The organism is Mesorhizobium sp. BR1-1-13 (assembly GCF_020165515.1).
Classification (GTDB): Bacteria; Pseudomonadota; Alphaproteobacteria; order Rhizobiales; family Rhizobiaceae; genus Mesorhizobium.
Genome location: NZ_JAIUIH010000005.1, coordinates 298609 through 322960 on the forward strand (window position 1 = coordinate 298609; position 24352 = coordinate 322960).

The following is a 24352-nucleotide window of genomic DNA, read 5'->3' on the forward strand; positions in this document are numbered from 1 at the left end:
CAGGACCACGTTGGAAAGGCCCGCTTCTACCGGTTTGGACGCACGGACACGCTTTCTGGAGCCTCTGAAGGCGGGCTAGTGCGCGGCGAGGTGGGCGAGGACCGGGATCAGTTCGGACGGGTCGCCACGCCGCGTGTAGTCGACGCTGATGTCGGCGTATGCGATCGTCCCGTCGGGCGCCACGACGTACCGGGCCGGCATGGTCAACGTCCAGCTCCGATCGCCATTGAAGGCCGCGAGATCCATGTCGCCACCCTCCTCGACGGCACGCAGTTCGTCGGAGACCTTCCAGCGCAGGCCGAAAGCGTGCGCGACCTCGCCTCCCGCGTCGGCCAGGCTCGCGAACGACAGCCCGTTACGCCTCTGCGTCTCCAGGCTGTTGTCAGGCGTCTGCTGCGAGACGGCGACCAGCGACGCGCCGAGGCTGCGTATGTCGTGGGAGACCGACTCGATCGCTCGCAGGTCGATGTTGCAGTAGGGGCACCATCTCCCCCGGTAGAACACGAGGACGATCGGGCCGCGACGCAGCGCCTCGCGCGACGAGAACGCCCCGCCGTAGCCGTCACGCAGCAGGAAGGCGGGGGCTTGCTCCCCGGCGTGCGCAGCTCGCTCGGCCAATCCGGATGCGGCAAGCGCTTCCATCGCCCGTTGTCGAACCAGCGTCACTTTCGGTGGGGTCGTGGCGAGACGCTCGGCTTTCAGAGCGTCCAGTTCGTCTTGGAGTAACATTTTCGGCTCGTCGCGCGCGGCCCGGCTTGCCGGCAGGATAATCGCTTATCCAGTGCGGCGGCGCTAGTCTCGCTGCGCGAGTTTGAGTTATTCTTGTCATGCATGAATGATCGCCCGCGAGTGAGAAGGCTATTTCTTCTTTTCGGGGCTGGTCTTGGGCGCAGAGAGCTTGGCCAGGTCGGCCGCCAGAGATTTGCGCAACCGAGACGCGGCGAACTCCGTGAAGCACCGCAGCTTGAGCGGCAGGATCGCCTGTCCCGGATGCACCAGATGCACCGGGATCGGGTCGGGCTCATAGTCCTCCAGGATGAGCCTGAGCTGCCCGGCGGCCACCACCCGTGCGACCTGGTAGGAGAGCACGTTCGTCACGCCGACGCCCGCGATCGCCGCGTCGATGGCGGCCTCGGCCGTGTTGATCTTCAGCCGGCAGAAGGGGCGCACGCCCTTGGTCGCTTTGCCGCGCGGGTTGAAGATCCACGTCATGCCAGATGCCAGGGCCGTGAACGTCACGCACATGTGGTGGGCCAGGTCTTCGGGCATTTTCGGGACGCCGTGGGCGGCGAAGTAGTCGGGGCTGCCGCACACCACGCGCCTGATCTCGCCCACCTTCGTGGCGACGAGCGTGCTGTCGGGCAGCGCACCGACACGGACGGCCAGGTCGATGTGCTCGTCGACAATGTTGATCGTGTGGTCGGAGAGCGTCAGGTGAACATTAATCTGCGGGAAGCGCGCGAGGAACTCGTTCACGACCGGTACGACGTGGAGGCGTCCGAAGACGATCGGCGCCGTCATCGTCAGCGTGCCGCGCGGGACGGTGTACTCCCCGGCGGCATGCGACTCCGCCTCCTCGACCTGCTCCAGGATGCGCTTGCAGGCGGCTACGTAAGCGAGCCCCGTCTCGGTCAGCGATAGCTTCCGTGTCGAGCGGACCAGCAACTGTGTGTTGAGGTGGGCCTCCAGGTCAGCGACCTTGCGGCTGATGGTCGGTAGGGGGACGCCCAGCTGCCGTCCCGCCGCAGAGAAACTGCCGGCCTCGGCCGAGGCTACCAAAATCGACATCGCTTCAAAACGGTCCATCTTCTCTCACATTTCGAGAGGCCATTTCTCACGATTACCGGATTATGCCCCGGCACGGTAGGGGCTACCTCGACCGTATGAAGGTCGAGCCGGCCGGAGTCCGACGGAGAGAAGACAATGTCCCGCATCGCTATCCCAGGCCGCGACGACGCGCCCGCCGGATCCCAGGCAATTCTCGACAACATCAACAAGATGCTTGGCTTCGTGCCCAATCATTATCGCCTCATGTCCATCAGCCCGAACGCCCTCGGCGGTTGGGCGGGTCTGATGGGGCCGGTGTCCAAGACCCTCGACCTGAAGACCCGGGAGGGGATCGCGCTCGCAATCTCGGAGGCTAACGGCTGCGACTACTGCCTTGCCGCGCACAGCTACGTCTCGACGAACTTGGCGAAGATACCCCCAGAGGAGATCGCGCTGAATCGGCAAGGCCGGTCGAGCGACCCGAAGCGGCAAGCTGCGGTGGCCTTCGCGAAAGCCCTCATCGAGACGCGCGGTAAGGTTTCCGATGCCCAGTTCGCGTCGGTCAAGGACGCTGGATGGACCGACGCCAACATCGTCGAGATGATCGCGCTAACTGCCCAGTTCCTGTTGACCAACTTCATGAACAACGCGGTGCAGACTCCGATCGATTTTCCAGAGGTCGATCCGGCGAAGGCGGGCTAGCGCGAGGTGTCTTCCTTTGGGAAGGGGAGGGCTGCGGAATCCAATGTCTCGAGGGGTGCTTACGGCCTGCTACGACACCAAGCGCAACAACGCCTTGGCGCTCGCGGACTACCTGGCGGCACTCTAGTCGGGGTCGATGTTCGGGATCGGAAGCTCACTCAAGTCGTCGTCATAGCTTGCTGCCCGCCCGCCGCTGACGTTGTCGTTCGTGCGGATATCGGCGCTGAGGCCGAGCGTCCTCCCGACGGGACACATGTTCGCGGCCTGCATCAATTGGGCGCGCTCCTCGTGGCCAAGGTTTCCTTCGAGACTGATGGAGCGCTCGAAGGAGTCGCGCCCGCCATCGCCGCCATGGTGGTACGACACGGCCACCTCGACGTGGGAGAGCGGGATTTTCCGCCTTCGCGCCTGCAGCCGTATCGTCATCGCGGTGCACGCGGCGAGCGAAGCGCTCAGCAATTCGTAGGGGTTCGCCCCCGCCGCCGTGCCGCCCCTGCCGCCGGGGCCGCCGATCGAGAACTCCGATGCACCGGCACGGCCGTTGAGCGTGCCGTCGCTGTCAAGGTCGCCGGCCACCACAGCCTGTGGGCGGGAAGCGCCGTCGTCATTCGAATTCGCCATCGTATCTTCCTTTCAGATTTTGACAGGGCTCCCCTCCACGGCTCGCGCTTGGGCGAACGCAGGGTCAGCCCTTCCCGACAGGTGTGGTGTCAGGCGTGGAGGGTCTCGCCGCCCTTGGCGTCTGCGTAGTACTGAGGCGCCTCGCGACGGTCGTATTTCCCATAGTCCCGCACGATCCGCACCCTGCGGACTCTCGCCTTGTCATTCGGCAAGGAAGCATCCTCGTAGGCCTGCGCCGCAGCGGCGTCCTTCCAGGATATGAGCAGAATCAGGTCGCCGGGCGTGAGTACGGCGTCGAAGATGTCCCAGGACGTGCTGTCTGCGGCCCACGGGTTCAGCCCGAGCCGCTCGGCGCAATCGTACGGGTTGTTAGTCTGCTTCCACTCCGCGGGGCGAGTCGCGTTGATCAGCGTCACCGCCGTTGCCTCGCCGACTTCGGTCTCGTCGAGCCGTTGCTCGGTGAGCGTGTACCCGGTCGGCACCCGATCGTCGGCGGTGATCTGGCCGACACGTAGGTGGTAGTCTGCGAGGATTTCGTCGCGACCCTTCTGCTGGACCTCGTGATGGCACCTGCGGGTGCGCCAGCGCACGAGCGACTTCTCGTCCCGCCAGTTCGAAAGCGAAAGGATCCAACCCTCGCGGGTCAGGCTCTTGTAGCGGATGTTGTCGACGAAGCCTGCTTCCTGCTCCAGCTCGGAGCGCAGCATCTTGGCGTTGTCGAGGTAGTCGTCATAGTTCTCCTTATTGGGGAGGACCTCAAAAATCACTGAAAACATGTTCGTATCCTGCTTCTGGAGTGCGCCCTGGACAGCACATGTGTGGCTTCCGTTTCCTTCACCGACACGTCCCCTTGCACCGGTATGACCGTCACTGGCTAGGGCTAAGTGGATAATCCGGCGTTCGCGAAAACTATACTCTCTCAAAGCGAGAGGGATCGTCTCTCAAGCGCCGTAGCGTTCGGTCTTGATCGCCTTGGCGTTCAGTCCCAAAGCGAGCGCCGCGTTCGCTGCGATGTCGACGAAGGCGTTCGACCCGCACACGAAGGCGCAGCCGGGGGACACAGGCAGCCGTGCCGCGACGTCAGCGACCATCCTGGCGTCGATTCGCCTGCTGAAGTCGTTGCGGCGCGTCGCCGGCTCGCGTGTCAGCGCCAAGGCGAACGCGAAATCGGGAAGCGACCTCTCGAGCTCGAGGAGTTCGTCCCTGAACAGCACGTCGCGCCAGGTCCTGGAGGAGAGCACCAGCGCGACAGGCACGGGTTCGGCGCTGGCCTTCCGATACCGGATCATGGCCATGAGCGGCGCGACCCCGGAGCCGGCGCCGATCAACAGCACTGGTTTGTTGGAAGGTCCCGGCCAGAGAAAGTGTCCGCCAAGCGGCCCCCGAAGCTCGATCGTGTCGCCTATCTGGGCGACGTCGTGGAAGAACGGGGAGACCTCGCCGTCCACCAGGCGCTCGATCGCCAGCTCGATCACCTTGGATTCGCTCGGGGCCGAGGCGATCGAGTAGCTGCGCATGGCAATGTAGCCGTTGGGCGCAGTCAGCCGCACGTCGACGTGCTGTCCAGCCGTATAGTCGAACGTTTCGGAGAGGCGGAGAAAGAAGCTCTTGATAGCCGGCGTTCTCGTCGTGATCTCGACAATCGCGCAGCTCTGCCATCGCACGGTTGCGGCAATCGCTTCAGTCATTCGTGTATCGCTGCTCACGCCACGGATCGCCGTACTTGTGGTATCCGCGCAGTTCCCAGAAACCGGCCTCGTCGCGCTCCGTGAATTGAAGCCCATTCACCCACTTCGCCGACTTCCAGAAGTAGAGATGCGGCACGAGCAGGCGCGCCGGCCCCCCGTGGTCGCGCGGCAGCGGCTGGCCTTCGTACTTCAGCGCGACCATCGCCTTCCCCACCGCGAGATCCGCGAGTGGCACGTTGGTCGAGTATCCGTCGTAGCAATGTGCGAGCGCGAACGGTGTGGGCGCGCTAAGGCCGGCGTCGGCGAGGATATCGTCGACGGCCACGCCTTCCCAGGCGGTGTTGAGCTTCGACCACGAGGTGACGCAGTGGATATCGCGCGTCATCCTGGTTCGCGGGAGTGCGTTGAACTCCGACCAGCTCCACGCTTTGACCGGACGAGGACCGACCTTCAGCGTGAAAGTCCAGTCCGCGGCCTCGATCCGCGGCGTGGGGCCGGCGGTAAGCACCGGGAAGCTGTCGACGACATGCTGTCCCGGGGGGATCCGGTCCGATAGTTCTGATCCGGATTGGCGGCCTGTGAACCCGCGAGTGACCATAGCGGAGTTCCTCCGTCGGCTGGTGAATGGGAGTGTCATCCCGCGCAATACGCTAAGCTGTCGTGCGCCAGATGAGCAAGGTACCGGCCAAGCATGGAATTCCGCCCCGCGAATGGGAAATGACGTCACGCCATGAAGTCGATAGCCGCGCGTTATGATGGCCGTCCACCTTCCGCATCGGACCCGCGTGCAGCCGACGCCGACTGCTCCAACAGCTCGGTCAGCATCCTGACGGCCTCCGTTAGATTGAGGACTTCGCACTCACGCAGTCGGTCGATCTTCTCATGCAGCAACTCTATCTCGAGTTCCGCCTTCACATTGATCCGGTAGTCGTTCTCCGCAGCCTTGCGATCGATGTCCTGCTGCCGGTTCTGGCTCATCATGAGGACCGGCGCGGCGTAGGCCGCCTGGAACGAAAGCGCGAGATTGAGAAGAATGAACGGATAGGGGTCCCAGCCCCTGATCGCGCCGACCAGATTGGCGGTTATCCAGACGAACAGGATCGCGCTCTGGACGATGATGAAACTCCACGATCCCATGACTGTGGCGACCGCATCGGCTATCCTTTGCCCCGACGTCAGGCGCACAACCACCGGGGGCTCATCCATGTCCTGGAGGCGAAGTGAGCGGCGCGCTCGCCTGAGATCGGCGAGCAGGTCGTGCTCGGCCTGTTCCATGCCGTCTTGGTCTTGAGCCTTCTCTTCCACGTTCCCAGCACCGTTCCGCTTGGTTGCGCGGGCGGCGCGGCCAGCGCCTTGCCGCCTGCTGCTTGTGTCGTTTAGCCGTGGAGCTTCGCGGCGGTCTCCGCGATGGCGCGTCCCTGGTATCGGGCGCCGGCAAGCTCGTTCTCGCTCGGCTGTCGCTGCGCGTCCGTCCCGGCGATCGTCGTCGCGCCGTAAGGTGCGCCGCCGGTGATCTCGTCAACTTTCATCTGCCCGGCGAACCCGTAATTCAGCCCGACCACCGTCATACCGAAGTGGCGGAGATTGGTGATGATGGTGAACAGCGTCGTCTCCTGGCCGCCGTGCTGCGTCGCCGACGAGGCGAAGGCGCCGCCTACCTTGCCATGGAGGGCTCTCTTCGCCCATAGGCCGCCAGCCTGGTCGAGGAAGCTTGCCATTTGGGACATCCTGCCGAAGCGTGTGCCTGTGCCTACGACGATGGCGTCGTAATCGGCGAGGTCGTCGATGCGGGCGACCGGGGCGGTCTGATCGAGCTCATTGTTGGCTGCCTTGGCGGCTTCCGGAGATAGAAGTTCAGGCACCCGCTTCACGTCCGCGGACGCCCCTGCCTCGCGCGCGCCCGCTGCGATTTCGTGTGCGCGCTTTTCGACGTGTCCATACGAGGAGTAGTAGAGCACGAGTACTTTGGTCATGGGAGCCTTCATCAGGTCGGGCGCGGGCCCGATTACACTTTGGGATATTTCGCTTCACTCCCGCACACGGCACCGAAACGCCTGGAGAACCTCCAGCGCGGCGGCGGACGTTTGGGGTTGCGTTTTGCCAGCGTTAGGTTTCGCCGGGGGTGGGGTAAAGGTATTGTATCAATAACTCCGGGGAATGCCGCTGTCAGGGCGAGCCCTGGCCGGAGCCGCCCTAGGCAGCACGGAACTCCCTGAGAAGGAAGTCGGTAAATGCCCGTGCGGAAGGCTTTATGGTCTTTCCGCTGACGAAGAGCGCATTCAGTTCCATCGAGCCGAAATCCCAGTCAGGCAGCACCCGTACGAGCTGCCCTGCCTCGAGCTCCGCCAGCGCGCTGCTTTCGCTTGATGTGGCGATCCCCAGCCCGGCGACGGCGCTTGCGGTGGCTCCTTCGTTGATGGTGATGGAGAGCTGGTTGTCAACGCGCACGGAGGTGACGCGGCCGTCCTTGCGGAAGGAGAAAGTCGGCGAGGGATGCGCCGGACTGATGATCACCGAGTGGTGCGCGAGGTCCGACGGCATCGTGGGCGTGCCGCGCTCCCGTAGGTAGTCCGGGGAGGCCGTGAGTATCCTCGGCTGGTGGATGAGTTTGCGCGCCGTCGCGCTCGAGTCGGGCAGGGCGCCGAACTGGAACGATACGTCGATGCCCTCGGTCACGAGGTCTGGGTAGCGGTCAGTCACCCGCAGCTCGATCTTCAGCGCCGGGTGCTGCTTCATGAACGCGGGAAGCCGTGGGATGATTTCCCTGAGCCCGAGACTTATCGGCGTGCCGACGCGGAGCGAGCCGCGCAACTCTCCCGTTCCGCGCGCCTCGTGATCGGCCTCGTCGAGCGCCGCCAGGATCGCCTCAACGCGCGTCAGGTACATCGCGCCGGCGTCCGTCAGCGTCACCGCTCGCGTGGTGCGGCTGAAGAGTGTCGCGCCGACCTCCTCCTCGAGCGCGGCGATCAGCCGGGATGCCGACGGCTGCGACAGGCCGAGTTCTCGCCCAGCACGCGAGAAGTTGCCGACGCGCGCGGCGCGGACAAACAGTCTGAGTGCGGAGAGGCGGTCGTTCATCGCTCGGTACGCCCGTGGTGTGCTAGAGGGAGGACGCGCGCGGCCAGGGTCGGGTCGACCGAGGCGGCGACCGCCACCGCAAGGGTGATGATCCTAACCCCGATGCGGTCGGCTGAAGCGAAAGTGGCCAACTGCGCTCTCGATCGTGGCTTTCCAGGCATTTGCCGGTCTCCTCAGCGGCTCAATCCAACCCAGTCAAACAGGTAGTGCCTATCGACTTCCAATATAATCTTATATTTGCGAGACATTACCTCTCAAAAAGTGAGAGATATTGTCTCTAGTGCGCCCGGCGCCGCTCTCCGGTGTCGGTGACGAGATCCCGCGAGCAGGACGTGGAAGGTTAGCCGCTCGGCACCAGGCACGTTGCGCGCATCTCGATGGCTGCGAGAGGGGAACGTGGCCTTCCCCTATCTCGATGCGTTCGACGAGGACGAGACAGGCGTGGCAGACTTGAAGCTGCGCTGCCGTCGCGAAGGTCTAGGCGACATGGCAGTGAAGCAACGGCGCGAAGCTCTCTTGCAGGACTTCCATGCCCCGATCCCGGGAGCGCCGCACAATCTATGCCCGTGTTCCGGAATACTTGCTTGACGTTCTGCGAAAGGGGACCAGAAGGGCACAAGTCGTCATGCAGGCCACGTCCCAAGAGGTCCGCGCGGGGTTGGGGCTGTTCCAATTCGACGAGGCGCCTGCGAGGCGGCGAGGCGGGAATGGGGTCCGTTCAGTGCTCAAGCGCCGAAATCGTCCGACCTCGAGGTCCCAGGGCGTTCGTGTCGCGATCCATGTTACCCGGAACCTCCTGGATACGTTCGAGGTCTTGCTTTGGCGCGGCCATCACATTGACGCGCGACCCGTTCGCTGCAAAGATATTAAACACTTGTTTACCAAGCGTCGGTCAGCGCTGGCGATCGGAGGGGGCGTGGAATCGTTTCTGGGTGCGAACCGCCTCAATTGGGATGATCGGGCCGAACTGCATTCGACGGACAAGACCGGCAGCTACCAGATCGAGAATGTGCTGGCAGGCGGATCCAATCTCTATGAGCTGGAAACGCGCGAGGTTGGCAATATTGCCGGCAAGGATATCATCCATCTGCAGTGTCACATTGGGCTCGACACGATCAGCTTGAAAAATCTTGGCGCGCGCAGCGTGACCGGCCTCGACTTTTCACCGACAGCCATCGCGGCCGCGCGGGATTTCGCTGCCAAGGCGGGCGCGGATGTGCGCTTCGTGGAAGCGCCACTGTTCGAGGCGGTCGAAGCGCTTGGCCGGACCTTTGACGTCGCTTACGTCACCTGGGGTTCGGTAAACTGGCTGGACGACGTCGGTCGATGGGCGCGAGTAATTGCCGATCTCCTGCGACCCGGCGGCCGGCTCTATATGGCTGAGGGTCATCCCTTAATGTTCCAGTGTGATCGCAAGGCCGCGGCGCTGGAATTGAAGCACGACTGGCGAACCCCAATAGCTCAGCCGCTCGCCTGGAACGAAGAACTTACCTATACCGGCGACGACCGACGCTTGAAGCACCCCAGATACTACGAGTGGATCCATCCGATTAGTGACGTGGTGAACGCCCTGATTTCAGCTGGGCTCACACTCGATTTTCTGAATGAGCATGACACGGTCTCGTGGCAGCACTTTTCATTTGCCGTAAGGGCTGGCAAGGATATGTATGGCTTGCCAGAGAACTTTCCAAAGATCCCGATGGCCTATTCCATCGGCGCGACCAAGCGCAGTGTCGGCACGATCCCATATCTTGCTGCGCCTAAAGCGATGTGACGGCACCGGTCCGACTTAACCGCCTGTCGTCACCTGTGCTCATGATCCGTGCCGAGCTCACGGTCCTTGCAGGGACGTTTGCTGGCTAAGCGTAGCGCCTCTTCCGAGCACCGGCTCGTCGGAGCTTTGCATGTCCATCCGCCTCGACAGGGCGAAGGGCCCACGTTGAGCATCGCCGTCTGCTCATCTCGTGTATGGGGCAGCGTCGTGTGGCGCGGTCTCCAATGGCTCGGCAGCAGCCTTGTTTAGCTGCGGCTTACCCTTTGTGCGGCGATTTTTCTCGTTCATTGCGGTCACGCCAACAAAGGTGGCGACGCTGGTCGACGAATCTCCTTCGATATCAGGGGCGTAAGGAGCGTGAAATTGTCGTGCCAGCCCGCAATGAGATCAGCATGGGAAGTGCAAAGTTTTCAGGACTGTGAAGTTCAAAATTAATTAATGAAAGCTAATGTCCCTGCACGGGTCGACATGAAAGCCTGAGCAACATAGGGAATTTCACGCCAGTGGCTCTTTTCGGCGCTAGGTTGGCCGGGATGAAGGATGCCGTTTTTTCTTCGGTGAATGTTCCGGCCGCCGTGGCAGTTTTGGTCATTGCCTTCAGCGCGGCGTATGCGGACCATCAAAACAAGATCGTCTCGGACCAAGTGGCCCGCGCGGACGTGCTGGCCAAGGTCAATCTGATCCGCGCCAAGCTGGAAGGAAACATCAACGGAAACCTTCAACTTGTGCATGGACTGGTCGCGACGATCGTAACTGAACCCTATATGGGACAACAGCGCTTTGCGTCCCTCGCCAGTAACCTGTTCGGCGAAAATTCGCAATTGAACAATATTGCCGGCGCGCCCGATCTGGTCGTCTCCTTGATGTACCCGCTGAAAGGCAACGAGAAAGCGATGGGGCTCGATTACCGCAAGGATGATCGGCAGCGCAAGGCCGCGCTCAGGGCGCGCGACGAGCGCAAGTTGATTCTTGCCGGTCCCGTCGACCTGAAGCAGGGAGGCCAAGGCTTCATCGGCCGTTTTCCTGTATTCGTGGCGAGTGCGGGCAACAGTGAAAGGTTTTGGGGCATCATATCTGCCGTCGTCGACGTGCAGCGTCTGTATAAGGCGAGCGGCCTGCTCGACGACAATTTGGGAATCGATATCGCGCTCATCGGTAAAGATGCGCTTGGCCCAGGCGGAGTTCAATTCTTCGGCTCCGAGGACGTCCGCAAAGACAATCCAGTGACGGCCGAAGTTCTGCTACCGTCCGGTTCGTGGCAGATCGCAGCCATCCCCAAGAACGGCTGGCCCTCGACGCCCAGCAACGCCTGGGTCTTGCGCGCCATTATGGCCGCGGCCGGGGCTTTGGTCGTGATCCCATTCCTGGTAGCGGGTCGGCTGATCGGCGAGAGGCAGCGCAATTACGCCGAACTGCATCGCTTGTCGAGACGACTGGAACTTGCCTTGGAGGCGTCAGCGATCGGCGTTTGGGAACACGATCTCGCGACCAACGACCTGTCATGGGACGATCGTGTCAACGAAATATACGGCAAACCCAGCGATGGCGGTCCTCGCGGCTATTCGGATTGGGCGGGCGCGATTCACCCCCTGGATCTGGCCCGCGCCAACGCAGATTTCGACAGTGCCGTGGCCAGCCGCGGAACATACTCGTCGGAGTACCGGATTATTCGTCCGGATGGTGAAATTCGTTATGTCCGGTCCAGGGCCACCACCTACGAGGCGCCAAACGAGACGCCCAAGATGATTGGCGCGGAATGGGACGTGACGGCCGACGTCCTCTTAAACAGCGATCTGGTTCGCGCACGACAGCTGTCTGAGTCGAAAAATGCAGAACTTGAGGCGACCAAGGCGCGCATAGAGCATATCGCGCTCCATGATTCGCTGACCGGTTTGGCCAACCGTCGTTACCTCGACCAAGTGCTGAAAGAGTACACAACAAACGCCAGGCGCGATCGTGCGCATGTGGGCCTGCTTCACATCGACCTCGACCGCTTCAAGCACATCAACGATACGCTTGGCCACGCGGCGGGCGACGCGATGCTGGTTCACGCGTCTACAGTGCTGCGATCCACGGTGGAAGAGGGAGGATTTGTCGCTCGAATCGGCGGCGACGAATTCGTGGTCCTGTGCACCGTGCAGGATATCAAGAAATTGGCTCTGCTGGCTGACAACATCATCAGCCAGATGAGCGAACCTGTCTATTACCACGGCCACCGCTGCCGCTTTGGCGCTAGCGTGGGGATTGCGGTCGACAACGAAAATGACATCGAAGCCAGGCACCTGTTGGTGAATGCTGACATTGCGCTTTACCAGGCAAAGACGCGTGGGCGCAATCGATACGAATTCTTCACCGAGGCAATGCAAAGCGAAGTGGTCGACACAAAGCGGATTGCCGACGAAATTCTCGGCGGCCTTGAGCGCAACGAGTTCGTAGCTTTCTACCAGCCCCAGTTTAGCGCAAAAACCCTCGAGATTGTCGGCGTCGAGGCGCTTGCGCGATGGAAACACCCACAGCAGGGTATTTTAGCGCCGGACGTCTTCCTAAGGATTGCTGACGAGTTAAATGTTGTCGCTATGATCGATCGAGCGATACTCAATCAGTCACTTTCCGATTTTGCAGAGTGGTCGACTGCGAACCTCCATATACCGCGCGTATCGGTCAACGTTTCCGCACGACGTCTTCAAGACGAAGAACTCATAAAGAGCTTAAGAGCGCTGAACATCAAGAGGGGAACGGTTTCGTTCGAGCTCGTCGAGTCTATTTTCCTCGATGGGAGCGACGATTTGATTGCTTGGAACGTCAATCAAATAAAGGAACTCGGCATTGATATAGAGATAGATGATTTCGGTACGGGCTATGCCTCTATAGTGAGCCTGCTCAAGCTGCAGCCCCGCCGATTGAAGATAGATCGGCAGCTGATCATCCCAATTGTCAAATCGCCGCAACGAAGGCAGATCGTTTCGTCGATCATTGAAATCGGCAAGTCCTTGGGTATCGAGATTATTGCAGAAGGTGTCGAGACGATGGAGCACGCACGGATACTCGAAGGTCTGGGATGCGACATACTGCAAGGCTATGCCTTCGGCCATGCGTTGGATTCGGAGGGACTAAAGCGCTTTGTTCAATCTCGGCGCCTGCGCGCCGTCAGCTAAGTGTCAGACTCGGTGCTCGACTGGCCTATTGGCGGGGGTGCGCGAACCCGCCGGCCGGAACTCCATTCAACTGACGAAAAGCTCGGCTATCGCTCGCGAGAAGGACTGTCTCGCGAAGGCGCAGGAGGAGGGGCCTTGGTATCTGGGCAACCAAGGTTTGACAATTGTGCACATGGAGAGGGCTCATCGCCGTCGCCGCCATAACGCTCCACAAGTTTTGCGAATCCGTAGGCGAAGGCGAAAAGGACCACCAGGATAATCGCCATTCGAACGGCCATATGGGACTATAGCAGGGATCCCATATAGTCGATGCAGTTCAGCTAGCATCACTGCCCTACTGACGGACGCACGACAGATCACCCTGGGTGCTACTATTAAGTCTACCCCATCCTTGGAATAGGGACTAAGGAGACCGTTTTTCCAAATCGCGAGCCTTACGAATGGACATGATGAGCTCGCCGACACGGTCTGCCGGCCCGACCGATGCCTTCGTGCGGCCCCCGAGCGAGCGAGCCCCCAACCGCTTATCATAAATGCGCGTCAGCAGTTCGCAGGCCACTTTGGCGCGCTGCCGAGTACGGCCAATAAGGGAACAGCCTCCCAATCTCGCAGGCGCGTTGTTGAGATCATCCCACACCATCCATGTACCCGATGGCTCGAGACGACAGTGGAACCTGGCCTTGACCTGACCTTTCATGGTTCCACAACGGGAGACAGGTGCCATCGGTTCGAGCTTGGGTGGGCAAGTGGTTAACGCCACCCCGGCTTTATCGGTCCTGCGCTGTCCTACCAAGGACCATTCGACGTGTGCCAGGTGAGCTCGCACGGTGGGGGTTTCTGTTCTGGAGGTTCTTTTGACGCAGCACCGGGCGGTGCAAGCATTGTCCGACAGCATTTGTCCGGCCACTGCGGCAAGGTAGACTTGCACGGCTCCCTCTTGGTCCGCGCTTGGGCCTCCCAAGTGGGTTTCAGGGGACGCCCGCGCACTGGCCATTCGAGCGAACCGGACGGGTTGGTCCGCCTTCGTGTTGGTACTTTCTAGACCTCCGGTGCTTCCAACGCATACCCGCCCAGCCTCACGGTGCGTATAACATCATGGTGTGGAGACTGTTTGATCGATCTTCTTAGCCGGCTGATATGAACGTCGACCGTGCGCGGGCCGACATAGACATTGCCGGGCCAAGCGGCCTCGATCAGCTCTTCGCGGCTCAGCACTTTCCCCGGGTTTTCGAGCATATGACGCAGCATGTTGAACTCAATCGGCCCGAGTTGGATTTCCCTGCCGTTGCAACGCACGTGATGCGTATCGATCTGCATTTCGATGTCGCCATGATTTAGCGACAGACTGCTTTCCGGCCGCGATCCGTTGTGTCGCTCGAATCCAAGCCTGGAATTCAGGAAATCCAGCAGCTTGCCTGGCGCCAGAGGCCTGACGAAACCTTCGTCTATACCGGCCTTCAGCAATGCGATGTGTTGGGTCTCTGCACCAGGCGCGATCAGCGCGACCAGGGGCAGGGTGCTGGTGCGGGCATCCTGTCTGAGCCGGCCGCAGCCGCTGGCCATCTGGTTGTCAGGCCCGCAGTCCAGCACCACTGCACCAATCGGCATTGCGGCAGCCAAGTCCAGGACTTCACCGATGTCGCTGGCTAGCGCACTGGTGAAGCCATCCACGACAAGAATGTGACTGAGGACCAGATAGAATTCGGCGTCATCGGAGCATATGACGATCAATGGCTTCATGGCCTCGCTCACGTTTCGGCAGGCGGTACAGCCGGTCGTCTCGCGCGCACTGCTTCATTCGGCCAGTTGCCTGGGTGCGGGAGCATTCGGCAGCCTCCTTGATCTGGCAGCACCTGCTGGCCCACTCAGATCGACTCAGTTGATGACGGGCAACTGCTCTGGAGAGAGATCGCTCAAGAACTCGATGCCCTCGTCGCGAACAAAGATGACCTCCTCGAACTGAAAGACGGCGCCGTCGATCTCCAGCTTGGGTTCCAGGTGCAGGATCATGCCTGATCTTATGATTTCTGGACTGCCCTTGGAGAGGGATGGAGGCTCGGTCACGTCCAGGCCTCCTCCGTGTCCGATGCGGGAAACAAGCCCATAGGCCGGCGGCAGGCCGGCGTCGCTCCACAGTTGTTCAAAGGCACGGAAAACGTCGCCGCACGTCATTCCGGGCCGAACGCCATTGGCGAGGGCGCATGTCAGTGCGCGAGTGCTTTCATAGGCGTCGATCTCCCACCCTTCAGGCGGACCACCGCGGGCGATGCGATTTCTATCCGCGGGATAGCCGCCATAGGTGGAACGAAAATCCGTCCAGACATATTGGCCGGCCTTCAACGCCTCGAGGCCGGGTGGGCGGCCGTAATTGAACTCACCCCTGCAGAACGTCATGGCGATTGGATCGGCCCGCTCGGCGCCATTCATGATGATGCGCGCCTGGATCTCCCGACAAAGCTCGATCTCGGTAATGCCAAGACGCGCCTGCGAAACGGCGCCGTCGAACGCTGCATTGACGATCTCGAAGGAGACGCGCTTGAGACCTGCTTCGAATGCCGATTTGATCATGCGTGTTCGCCACAGCAAATCGGTTGCGCTCTCCAAACTATCCCCTTGCGCCCGCAAACCATCGACGACCTCCAGCGAGCCGCGACCAGCCATATCCTGTCCGTAGTCGATTGCGGCTCGTCGCATGCAGGCCGGATCACGAGCGCGAACTTCGTCGACGATGGTGCGTGCGCCTTCCGCAAGATATCCTGAGTAGTAGACAATCGAAAAAGGTCGTTGTCGCGCTTCGAGGTTTCTGGATTCGATCTTGTTGGCGATGACGAGAATCTCGTCCTGGTCGATCACCAGGAACAAGGGGCGCGAGTGATAGCCCCAGCACAATGTTCTGTAGTCGGTAAAATACTCGACATTTTTTTGATCGGTGAGCACCAGGACGTCAATATCATCGTGTGCCATCTCACGTCGCACCGCAGCCAGCCGCCTGGCCAGCTCGGTCACAGGCACATCGGGTGATGGTGAGACTGGAAGCATGATTGTCCGCTCCTGGATTTCCAACACTGTTTTGGCGCCAGTCGCCCCGGCCCGGTGCTATTTTCCCCGCCTGGGGGCCTTTTGAGCGGCATCGAGTTCCACAACGCAGGCCAGCCGGTCGAAAGGAGATTCGGTTACTCCGAACACTGAGAAGGATTCCTCGCTCGTGCTCAGTCGATACAGGCGACGCAGCGTTGGGTATCCGTTCGGAATGGAGAAGGTCTGCTGCGCGTCCTCCGAGGCCAGTGCGGCATCGATCAGCAGTTTGGTCTTGGTGAATTGGGTTCCGTGATCGCGCAATACGTCGCTGATGAATTTCTCTCTAAACTCCTCGAGCACCTGATCGCTCACCGCGTGAGGCAGATAGGATGTGTCGTACATGATGGGCGTATCGTCGGCAAAGATCACCTTGCGCACGCACAACATCAGCCCTGTTGGCGGTTTGAGCACGTCGAAGGCTGGATCGTGTATTTTTTCCCGCGTGAACGAGATGAGGTGAATGGAGGGCTTCAGGCCAAGCCGTAACGCGTCGTCATAGGAGGTAAGAGAAAAATCGAGATCGCGAATGAACCTTCGTTGCTCTCTGACAAAGGTTCCCAGCCCACGCACCGATCTCAGGATCCCGGCGGACTGCAGATCGCGCAGCGCCCGCTTGACCGTGATTTTGCTGACGCCAAAATCCTCCGCCAGGCTGGCGGCGGAGGGCAAGGATTGACCAATGCCGTACTCCGCACTGCGCACACGACGCGTGATCTCCTGCCGCACGGTCTCATGTAAAGCAGTCCCGATCTGTCCAGCCATTCCTCACCCCGCAAAGTATACCAGGAATACCTACCGCACCGGCTGAAGAATGTCCATCCCTCCTTCGTTCGTTCATGATCGTTTAACAGGGCTCAAACATTCCCTTCATAAAATCTTGACATACCTGGTATACCTGGTCTATCACCTCGTCATCAACGAGGACTATCGCATGGCCAGCAAGGTTGGACTGCTCAAGACAATGGCCGCCGCGGCGACCGCTTTTGCCATCCTGTTTATCAGCGCAGCCTCGTTGCGAGCCGAAACGACTGGGCAGCGGGTGTTGCGACAAGGCAAGATCGCCATTGGCATATCCAATGGCGCGCCCTGGGGTTTTCGCGGCGTGGACGGTGAGCCCGAGGGCTTTCATCCGGACCTGATCAAGGCGGCTTTCAAGGACCTCGGTGTCAACCAGGTGGAACTGGTGGTCACCGAGTTCGGTGCCTTGATACCTGGGCTGATGGCGCAGCGCTTCGATGCCATTGCAGCCGGCCTTTACATTACCCCAGAGCGGTGTGAACTCGTCGCCTTCAGCGACCCCGACCTGAAGCTTGCCGACGCTGCCCTGGTCGCCAAGGGCAACCCGAAGAATGTTCACAGTTACGCGCAGATCGCGGCGAACCCCGAGATAAAATTTGGCGTGGGGCGGGGCAGCGCGACGGCCAAGAACGCCGCCGCCGCCGGCGTTGCCGATATCAACATGCTGCTGTTCCCGGACATCCAGTCGAATGTTTCGGCCTTGCTCACCGGCAGGATCGATGTCGCCGCGTTTTCGGCGCCGACGGTTGCGCGCATCCTGTCCGACAACAATGTCCAGGGTATCGAACGCGCATTGCCTTTCGAGGGCCTGCAAGACCGGGGGAAGGAACGCTACGGTTATTCAGCGATTGCCTTTCGCAAGGAGGATGGCGATCTTCGCGACATGTACAATTCCCGTCTGAAGCTACTGAAAAGCGACGGCAGGTTGGCAAGCATCATGGCCAAGAACGGCTTCAGTGATCAGGAAGCCGCGCCGGATCTGACCAGCGAGCAGATCTGCGCCGGGCAGGACTGAGCGGCGTCGGAATGGAGCCGCGATGGACAGGCTGGCGGCTGGATCAGCGGCGACAGCCAGGCCGCAGGGCGCGGCAATCAGGCTCTCAGGATGCGGGTCGGCCAAGAGCGAGGATGTTCAGGCGTGAGCATTGTTGAGATATTCGTGGGAATTTTCGCAGGGTTCCACACTACGGCAACGGTCACTGCATTGGGTTTACTGTTTGCCGTGCCATTCGCCTTGATCTTCGGCGTGGCGCAGTACTTGACAAGAGGCCTGGCCCGGGTCGCCGTCAGCGCGGTCATCGAGTTCTGGCGCAGTTCGGCGGTGATCATACTGCTCTTCGTCTTCTACTACGTGCTGCCGATCATCGGCATTCAGCTGTCAGCGACTGTCGTCAGCGCGATGGTGCTGGGGCTGAATGCGGGAGGATATGGGAGCCAGGCCGTCAGAGCGGGCCTCCAGTCGCTCGATCGAGGACAGATCGAAGCTGCTGCTGCGCTGGGCCTGCCGCGACGACATGTGCTGGCGCTGATCGAGTTGCCTCAGGCCCTGACCAGGATGGCGCCGACCTTCATAAACCAGTTCATCCAGCTGATTAAGGGAACGGCCCTGGTTTCGCTTGTCACCCTGACGGACATGACCTTTCGGGCAAAGGAGATCGCCGAGCTCGAATACAATCCCGTCGGCGTCTACACATCGCTTCTGCTCGCCTATTTCGTGGTCTGCTATCCTGTCGCATTGTTTGGCCGCTGGGTCGAGCATCGGACAGGCGTCGGCGCGAGGTTGACAAATGAACTTTAACCTCGAATTCGCCGTCTCGACCGTTCCCACGATCCTGAGCGTGATGGGAACCACGATCGGCATTGCGTTGGCCGGTTGCGCCGGCGCCTCGGTCCTGGGCTTTTGCTTTGAGATCACACGGCGAGCGGCATCCGCGCCCGGCTATCTGATGCGCTTCGTGATTGACTTCATTCGCTCCACGCCGGTGCTGGCGTGGCTCTATTTTCTTTACTTCGTCCTGCCGCATTACGGTGTCACGTTGCCCGCGCTGCTTGTCGGCATATTGGGCTTGAGCATCTATTTCAGCGGCTATCTCGCCGAGGTCTTCAAGGCTGGCATCGACGCCATCCCCCAAGGCCAGGCTGAAGCCGCCAAAGCCTTGGGATTGCGGCGGACCGACGTCGTGTTGTTCATCCTGGCTCCCCAGATGCTGCGCAACGTCGCTGCCCCGGTCGGGAACTATTTCGTCTCGATCCTGAAGGCAACGCCCTACCTGGCCGTGATCGCCGTCCCGGAAATGCTGGGCAAGGCGTTCGATATCGCCTCCGACACCTACCGTTACGCCGAACCCCTGACCGTCGTCGGCCTCGTCTTTCTTCTCCTGGCGCTGACGATCGCGCGGCTGGTGACGTTGGTTGAACGCAAGCTGCTGGAGCCAGCAAAACGATGAATGAGGCGCCACGCACCATGCGCCAAGCTGGTTGTGCAGCCATAGAGGTCGGACAAGCCGGCACCGCGCCTGCCGGGCAAGCGCCAGCCCTGGAAACGGTTGGGCTCAACAAATGGTTCGGCGGCTTCCACGCTTTGAAAGACATTGATCTTGCGGTGGCGCAGGGCGCCCGGATCGTGATCTGCGGCCCGTCCGGATCGGGAAAGTCGACTTTCGTCAGATGCCTGAACGGGTTGGAAACGTTCCAGCAAGGCGTCGTTCGTGTCGATGGCGACGAACTGAGCCGGGAGCCCAAGCGGTTGCAGCGAATGCGGCGCGGAATCGGGATGGTGTTTCAACAGTTCAATCTGTTTCCGCATCTGACTGTCATGGCCAACTGCACCTTGGCTTTGAGGCGCGTGCTTGGCAAATCGAAGACCGAGGCGGCAGGGATGGCGCTTCATTATCTCGAACGGGTCGGGGTAGCCGACCAGGCGCACAAATATCCCGCCCAGCTGTCAGGCGGCCAGCAGCAGCGCGTCGCGATAGCCCGTGCCCTGAGCATGCATCCCAAGATCATGCTGTTTGACGAGCCGACATCGTCGCTCGATCCCGAGATGGTCAAGGAAGTGCTCGATGTCATGGTCGAGCTCGCCAGTGATGGCATCACGATGCTTTGCGTGACGCACGAAATGGGCTTTGCACGTGAGGTCGCCGATCACGTGGTGTTCATGGACCAGGGGCGCGTCATCGAGACCGCATCACCGGCCACCTTCTTCTCCGCGCCAAGGCAGGAGCGGACGCGGCGCTTCCTGGACACAATGCTTCGCTGAAATGGAGTGGGTGGAACATGACCGGTCAGACGCGCATCTGGACCCCGATCGACTATGATGCCGACGGCAAGCAGTCGGACTGTCTGCGGCTACCGCATTCGACCGACCTGTCCGCCTATGGCTGGGTGCCCATCCCGCTGGCCTGCATCAAGAACGGCAGCGGCCCGACGGCGCTGCTCATAGCCGGCAATCATGGAGACGAGTACGAGGGCCAGATCGCGCTTTGCAAACTGGCACGGGAGATCCGGCACGACCAGGTTTCTGGGCGCCTTATCATCCTACCGGGCCTCAACTCTCCGGCCGTGGCTGCTGGCCGCCGCGTTTCGCCCCTCGATGAGGGCAATCTCAATCGGTCGTTTCCAGGAGATGCCGCCGGCTCGCCGACGCAGATGATCGCCCACTACGTCTGCCAGGTGCTGATCCCGATGGCCGACATTGTGGTTGATCTTCACTCCGGGGGACGTTCCCTCGACTATGCGGTGAGCGCGCTGGTGCGGCCAGGTCGGACCGTCGAGGAGCATGAAAAGCTGCTGCGCCTGCTGCGCCTGTTCGGCGCCCCGATCAGCTTTGTCAGTGATGGGACTGGCGGTGGCGGACTGACCACCCTGGCAGCGGCTGCGCAGCAACAGGGCGCGCTTGTGCTAACGACGGAGCTTGGCGGTGGTGCGACCTTGCGCAAAGAAGGATTGGCGCTCGCCGAAGCTGGATTGAAGCGCATCCTGAAGGACCAGGGCATTCTGCGCGATCTCGCGACACAACCGGCTTCGCCGACGCGGTTCATGACGGTCAAGGGCCATGACGCGTTCGTCTATGCCCACAGCCGGGGCATTTTCGAACCGGCCGCCGACATTGGTGATGAGGTGGTTGGCGGCCAGATCGCCGGGCACATCCACTTTCCGGATCTGCCGACGCGCGAGCCGGAAACCCTGTTCTTCGCAACGTCAGGGCTGGTCGCGTGTCGCAGGGCACCGTCGCTCACCGAGCGTGGCGATTGCCTGTTCAAGGTAATGGAAGATATCGATATCGGGCCAGATCGGGCATCGCATGCCTAGTTCAGGCCGCAGGCTCAATCCGCGCGTGAGCGGCCTGCGCTGTATTCGTTGCCGGTGCGTTTTTCCCGTCGCGGACTACTTTGAAGGATGCCCGAGCTGCTTCAGCCGCAATATGCCGACGAGCCTGGCGACCGAGTATGAGGCGTTTCCCAATTCGCTCGAGCGCGTCGCCGACTGGCAGATCTACCCGGCCTGCCCAACACTGGGGGAGGGCAACACACCTTTAGTTCGGCTGGATGGGCTTGCCGAAGAGCTCGGCGTGCGCGCGCTCCATCTCAAGAACGAGGGCGCCAATCCGACGGGGTCGCACAAGGACCGCATGAGCAGATTTGTCGTGCAGCGTGCCTTGCAGATCGGCGCTTCGACGGTTGCCGCGGCCTCCAGCGGCAATGCCGGCGTCTCTCTGGCCGCCTACGCGGCTCACGCCGGGCTGAATTGCGTGATCGTCACCACGCCCGACATGAACCCGAACTGGCGACGAGCGATCGAGATGCATGGGGCGACCTTGCTGGCTGCGCCCACGCCGCAACGCCGCTGGCAGGTGCTCGCCGAGAAGATCCACGCCGGCGAATGGTACCCGGCCACCAACTTCATCCTTCCGGCAGTGGGAAGCAATCCGTTCGGTGTGGATGGCTACAGGGCGCTTGCGTTCGAGCTCTTTCTCCAGCTTGGGCCCGAGGCATGCACCGATATCGTCGTTCCGACATCAAGAGCGGATCTGCTTTGGGGCATCGCGCGCGGCTATCGCGATCTGGAGACGGCAGGGTTCATCGACAAACGGCCCCGCATCCATGCGGTCGAGCCCTTCGGACGCATTTCACGGGTGCTTGCAGGGGCTGATTATCGCGGCCATTTCGAAGGCCATTCGGCCTTGACGTCAATTGGCGGTTCGACGGTGACCTATCAGGCCCTCGAGGCGATTGCCTCTGGCGGAGGGTCGGCGGTCGTGGTTGAAGACGAAATGACCTGCGCCGATCAAAAGCGGCTGGCGCGCTGCGGCATTTATCTGGAACTGTCGAGCGCGGCGGCTTTGACCGGCCTGCGCAAGCTCGTCTGCGAAGGCGCGGCTGGCCCGGATGCTGTGGTCGTGTTGGTCGGCACCTCGAGCGGCGTTTCCGAATACCAGGCCTACTCACATCCGATTACCCCGATAGAGTAACGGTCCGGGCTTTGGTCCATCGGTCTTGCGAGGCGTCGACAGCTTTGCAAATGGCAGGCGCTGGCATCGCCCACGGGTACAACCCGGTCGGCCATGACGCGGGACCGCCACCCCCAACGCAGTCCATATGCGACTGGCAGTTTTGGATCGTTGATTGCCAAACTTAGCATCGGGAGCCAGGTTGCCGACGCATGTCGTTGATGATCCACTTGCCTATCTGAAGCTCGGTGTTGCAAGCCCAAGATTTCCGCAATAGGAAGGGGATCGAGGGGCAATACAGGCAATACAGGAGTCACAATTGGACAAGATCGACAGCGGCGAACTCATCAGTTTGACTGCCGACGTGGTGGCCGCTTACGTTCAAAACAATCCGCTGCCGACAACGGGCCTGCCCGATCTGATCACCAGCGTGCATGCGGCGTTGTCGAAGCTCAAGCAGCCGGCGGTCGCACCTGAACCCGAACCCGTCCCCGCCGTAAATCCAAGGAAGTCTGTGTTCCCTGACTACATCATTAGTTTGGAAAACGGTCGAAAGTTCAAGTCGATGAAGCGTCACTTGGGCTTGCTTGGCCTGACGCCGGACGCATACAGGGCGAAATGGGGCTTGGCCAGAGATTATCCGATGGTGGCGCCAAGCTATGCCGCGCAACGGTCAGCCTTGGCGAAAGCGAGCGGGCTCGGCCGCAAGGCGGCTCCTCCAGCAAAAGCGGTGAGAGCGAAGCGCAAGGCAAACGCATAGCCCGGCGGGCTGCTCAACGTTCAGCGGCAATACCGCGGTATCCGTCAGCGGCGACACCCTGCGGCCGCGCGTGGTCATCCACCCGACAGTCGCAGATTGCTCCAACAGTTCGATGCAGATGCACCCGGTTCAAGACGCGTGAGCGTGGGCAACCGGTTCAGCTCTAAGGCATGTGAGCAGGGGAGCAACCTCTCGCTCCTTAAGCAACGTTATGGACTGGATGACTTGTCCGAGCCTAGCCTGCGAAAGCGTGTCGCGGCCGAGGTCGTACAGCTTCTGCTCCACGGCTGATCGGTCCATGGGATTGCCGGCATCGCCCAAGGGCCGCAGCACATCTGCGACACGTTCGCGCCCGTCAATAACCATCGTAACCCGCGCCGGGGTACGCTGCGGGAAGATAGCGGACAGTTCGTCGGGATAGCGGAGTTCGACTTTCGCCGCGAGTGCCACCACGTCGGGGTCGCGAAGCGAGCAGGGCCGCAAGGGGCGGAAAGCCTCGGCGCCTCGCAATGCGGCAAGTGCCGCGGCAAAGGGCACGGAAAACTGTCCGCCTTCCAGCGAATTCGGCGCGATTTCGTTGGGCAGCTTTCGCGCTTCGGGAAAAATTTCGACGACAAGGCGCTCGATCGGCTCGCCATGGCTACGATCTCCAACCAGTGTGAGCACCGCATCGATAACCGGATGCGTGTAGCGGCAGGCGGCATAGGGTTTGAGATAGGTCTCGGCGATCAACCAGCGACTGCCAAGGTCGGCGGTGATGGCGCCGACGTTATAGGCATGGGGACGGTCCAGCATGTCGACCGATCCGCTCATACCGACTCCGGCCCGTTCGACGGCGAACAGGGCTGTGACGGTCGACCAGGGGCTGCTGCCCTTGACTGAACTCGCCTGGCAATCTCCCTGCGGCAGGTTTTGCGGCGCTTCGGCACCTGCAATGGCGATTGCGTGTGCAATCTGGTCGGCTTGCATCCTGCGAAGCCAGCCGATTGCGGCCGCGACGCCAAAGCCGGTCCATTGACCACTGGCAAAGCTCATGGTGTCGGTGAAGCACCGGGCGGCGGCGATACGCAAGGCAACATCATAGCCGAGGGCCGTAGCAGTGAGCACATCATGGCCATCGCTGCGGAGGCGCGCTGCCTCCATCAGCACGGCAGGAACAATGGCCGCGCCGGGATGACCCGCTGCAAGGCAATGGCCGTCATCGATGTCGAGGGAACTTGCCGCCGCGCAATTGGCAAACAGGGCGGCCAGCGGATGCAACCCGGCCTCGGCGAACCAGGCATGGGCTGAACCCGGCCCGAGGCAGGTCCGCGCGGCGGCGCGAGAGAGCCGCGCATTTTCGGTCGGCACGCCGCCGACAAGTGCTGCGATCGTGTCGAGAATGGCACGCTCGGTCTTCTCAACCACCGAATCCGGGAGATTCTGGTAGCCGGCGTTGCAGGCAAATTCGGCCAATTGTTGCGTCACAAACTGCATCGCGTC

General features: G+C 61.3%; 23 protein-coding genes. 10 read left to right on the forward strand and 13 right to left on the reverse strand.

Going from position 1 to position 24352, the window contains the following annotated elements; translation table 11 throughout:
• Positions 1–75: 75 nt before the first annotated feature.
• Positions 76–729, reverse strand: coding sequence for a peroxiredoxin-like family protein (locus LB533_RS14980; RefSeq protein ID WP_224677549.1), 654 nt, complete (start codon positions 727–729; stop codon positions 76–78).
• 129 nt (positions 730–858) lie between these two features.
• Positions 859–1806, reverse strand: coding sequence for a LysR family transcriptional regulator (locus tag LB533_RS14985; RefSeq protein ID WP_224677551.1), 948 nt, complete (start codon positions 1804–1806; stop codon positions 859–861).
• Between the two features lie 117 nt (positions 1807–1923).
• Between LB533_RS14985 and LB533_RS14990 the strand changes: the two genes are divergently transcribed.
• The gene (locus tag LB533_RS14990; protein ID WP_224677552.1) at positions 1924–2469 is read left to right on the forward strand and encodes a carboxymuconolactone decarboxylase family protein; all 546 of its coding nucleotides are present in this window, start codon (positions 1924–1926) and stop codon (positions 2467–2469) included.
• A 123-nt stretch (positions 2470–2592) separates the two neighbouring features.
• On the opposite strand, the gene LB533_RS14995 is transcribed toward LB533_RS14990, so the two are convergent.
• From LB533_RS14995 to LB533_RS15025, 7 genes are all read right to left on the reverse strand, one after another.
• Complete coding sequence (locus LB533_RS14995) at positions 2593–3090, reverse strand: OsmC family protein (protein ID WP_224677553.1); 498 nt, start codon at positions 3088–3090, stop codon at positions 2593–2595.
• A gap of 89 nt (positions 3091–3179) precedes the next feature.
• Positions 3180–3866, reverse strand: a complete 687-nt coding sequence (locus tag LB533_RS15000; protein ID WP_224677554.1) for an antibiotic biosynthesis monooxygenase family protein — start codon at positions 3864–3866, stop codon at positions 3180–3182.
• Positions 3867–4031: 165 nt separating this feature from the next.
• On the reverse strand, positions 4032–4778 hold the full coding sequence (locus tag LB533_RS15005) for a ferredoxin reductase (protein WP_224677555.1): 747 nt from the start codon (positions 4776–4778) through the stop codon (positions 4032–4034).
• The gene (locus LB533_RS15010) at positions 4771–5376 is read right to left on the reverse strand and encodes a sulfite oxidase-like oxidoreductase (RefSeq protein ID WP_140551807.1); all 606 of its coding nucleotides are present in this window, start codon (positions 5374–5376) and stop codon (positions 4771–4773) included. Before LB533_RS15010 ends, LB533_RS15005 begins: the two co-directional genes overlap by 8 nt.
• A 152-nt stretch (positions 5377–5528) precedes the next feature.
• A complete protein-coding gene (locus LB533_RS15015) occupies positions 5529–6083 on the reverse strand; it encodes a DUF1003 domain-containing protein (RefSeq protein WP_224677556.1) in 555 nt (184 codons plus the stop codon).
• A gap of 71 nt (positions 6084–6154) precedes the next feature.
• Complete coding sequence (gene wrbA, locus LB533_RS15020; protein ID WP_224677557.1) at positions 6155–6751, reverse strand: NAD(P)H:quinone oxidoreductase; 597 nt, start codon at positions 6749–6751, stop codon at positions 6155–6157.
• Between the two features lie 220 nt (positions 6752–6971).
• Positions 6972–7856, reverse strand: coding sequence for a LysR family transcriptional regulator (locus tag LB533_RS15025; protein ID WP_224677558.1), 885 nt, complete (start codon positions 7854–7856; stop codon positions 6972–6974).
• Positions 7857–8772: 916 nt separating this feature from the next.
• Here LB533_RS15025 and LB533_RS15030 point away from each other — a divergent pair.
• Positions 8773–9630: a class I SAM-dependent methyltransferase gene (locus LB533_RS15030; protein ID WP_224677559.1), complete on the forward strand. Its 858-nt coding sequence runs from the start codon at positions 8773–8775 to the stop codon at positions 9628–9630.
• A gap of 533 nt (positions 9631–10163) precedes the next feature.
• A complete protein-coding gene (locus LB533_RS15035) occupies positions 10164–12785 on the forward strand; it encodes an EAL domain-containing protein (RefSeq protein ID WP_224677560.1) in 2622 nt (873 codons plus the stop codon).
• Between the two features lie 1038 nt (positions 12786–13823).
• On the opposite strand, the gene LB533_RS15040 is transcribed toward LB533_RS15035, so the two are convergent.
• The 3 genes from LB533_RS15040 to LB533_RS15050 all read right to left on the reverse strand — a co-directional run bounded on the left by LB533_RS15040 (position 13824) and on the right by LB533_RS15050 (position 16625).
• Complete coding sequence (locus tag LB533_RS15040) at positions 13824–14525, reverse strand: response regulator transcription factor (protein WP_224677561.1); 702 nt, start codon at positions 14523–14525, stop codon at positions 13824–13826.
• 135 nt (positions 14526–14660) lie between these two features.
• A complete protein-coding gene (locus LB533_RS15045) occupies positions 14661–15824 on the reverse strand; it encodes a M24 family metallopeptidase (protein ID WP_224677562.1) in 1164 nt (387 codons plus the stop codon).
• Between the two features lie 57 nt (positions 15825–15881).
• Entirely contained in the window at positions 15882–16625 is a 744-nt protein-coding gene (locus LB533_RS15050) for a GntR family transcriptional regulator (RefSeq protein WP_224677563.1), read from the reverse strand.
• A gap of 49 nt (positions 16626–16674) precedes the next feature.
• Between LB533_RS15050 and ehuB the strand changes: the two genes are divergently transcribed.
• The 7 genes from ehuB (at position 16675) to LB533_RS15085 (ending at position 22870) form a co-directional block, all read left to right on the forward strand.
• Positions 16675–17676, forward strand: coding sequence for an ectoine/hydroxyectoine ABC transporter substrate-binding protein EhuB (ehuB, locus tag LB533_RS15055; protein ID WP_224677564.1), 1002 nt, complete (start codon positions 16675–16677; stop codon positions 17674–17676).
• Positions 17677–17799: 123 nt separating this feature from the next.
• Positions 17800–18459 (forward strand): amino acid ABC transporter permease, encoded by a 660-nt coding sequence (locus tag LB533_RS15060; protein WP_224677565.1) that lies wholly within the window; start codon positions 17800–17802, stop codon positions 18457–18459.
• Positions 18449–19108, forward strand: a complete 660-nt coding sequence (locus tag LB533_RS15065; protein WP_224677566.1) for an amino acid ABC transporter permease — start codon at positions 18449–18451, stop codon at positions 19106–19108. The genes LB533_RS15060 and LB533_RS15065 overlap by 11 nt, the downstream gene beginning before the upstream one ends.
• Complete coding sequence (locus tag LB533_RS15070) at positions 19105–19920, forward strand: amino acid ABC transporter ATP-binding protein (protein ID WP_224677567.1); 816 nt, start codon at positions 19105–19107, stop codon at positions 19918–19920. The genes LB533_RS15065 and LB533_RS15070 overlap by 4 nt, the downstream gene beginning before the upstream one ends.
• A 17-nt stretch (positions 19921–19937) precedes the next feature.
• Positions 19938–20972 (forward strand): succinylglutamate desuccinylase/aspartoacylase family protein, encoded by a 1035-nt coding sequence (locus tag LB533_RS15075; RefSeq protein WP_224677568.1) that lies wholly within the window; start codon positions 19938–19940, stop codon positions 20970–20972.
• Positions 20973–20997: 25 nt separating this feature from the next.
• A complete protein-coding gene (locus tag LB533_RS15080) occupies positions 20998–22131 on the forward strand; it encodes a pyridoxal-phosphate dependent enzyme (RefSeq protein ID WP_224677569.1) in 1134 nt (377 codons plus the stop codon).
• Between the two features lie 298 nt (positions 22132–22429).
• Complete coding sequence (locus tag LB533_RS15085) at positions 22430–22870, forward strand: MucR family transcriptional regulator (protein ID WP_140640732.1); 441 nt, start codon at positions 22430–22432, stop codon at positions 22868–22870.
• A 129-nt stretch (positions 22871–22999) separates the two neighbouring features.
• Here the strand turns inward: LB533_RS15085 and LB533_RS15090 are convergent, their stop codons facing one another.
• Entirely contained in the window at positions 23000–24346 is a 1347-nt protein-coding gene (locus LB533_RS15090; protein ID WP_224677570.1) for an MmgE/PrpD family protein, read from the reverse strand.
• Positions 24347–24352 lie beyond the last annotated feature (6 nt).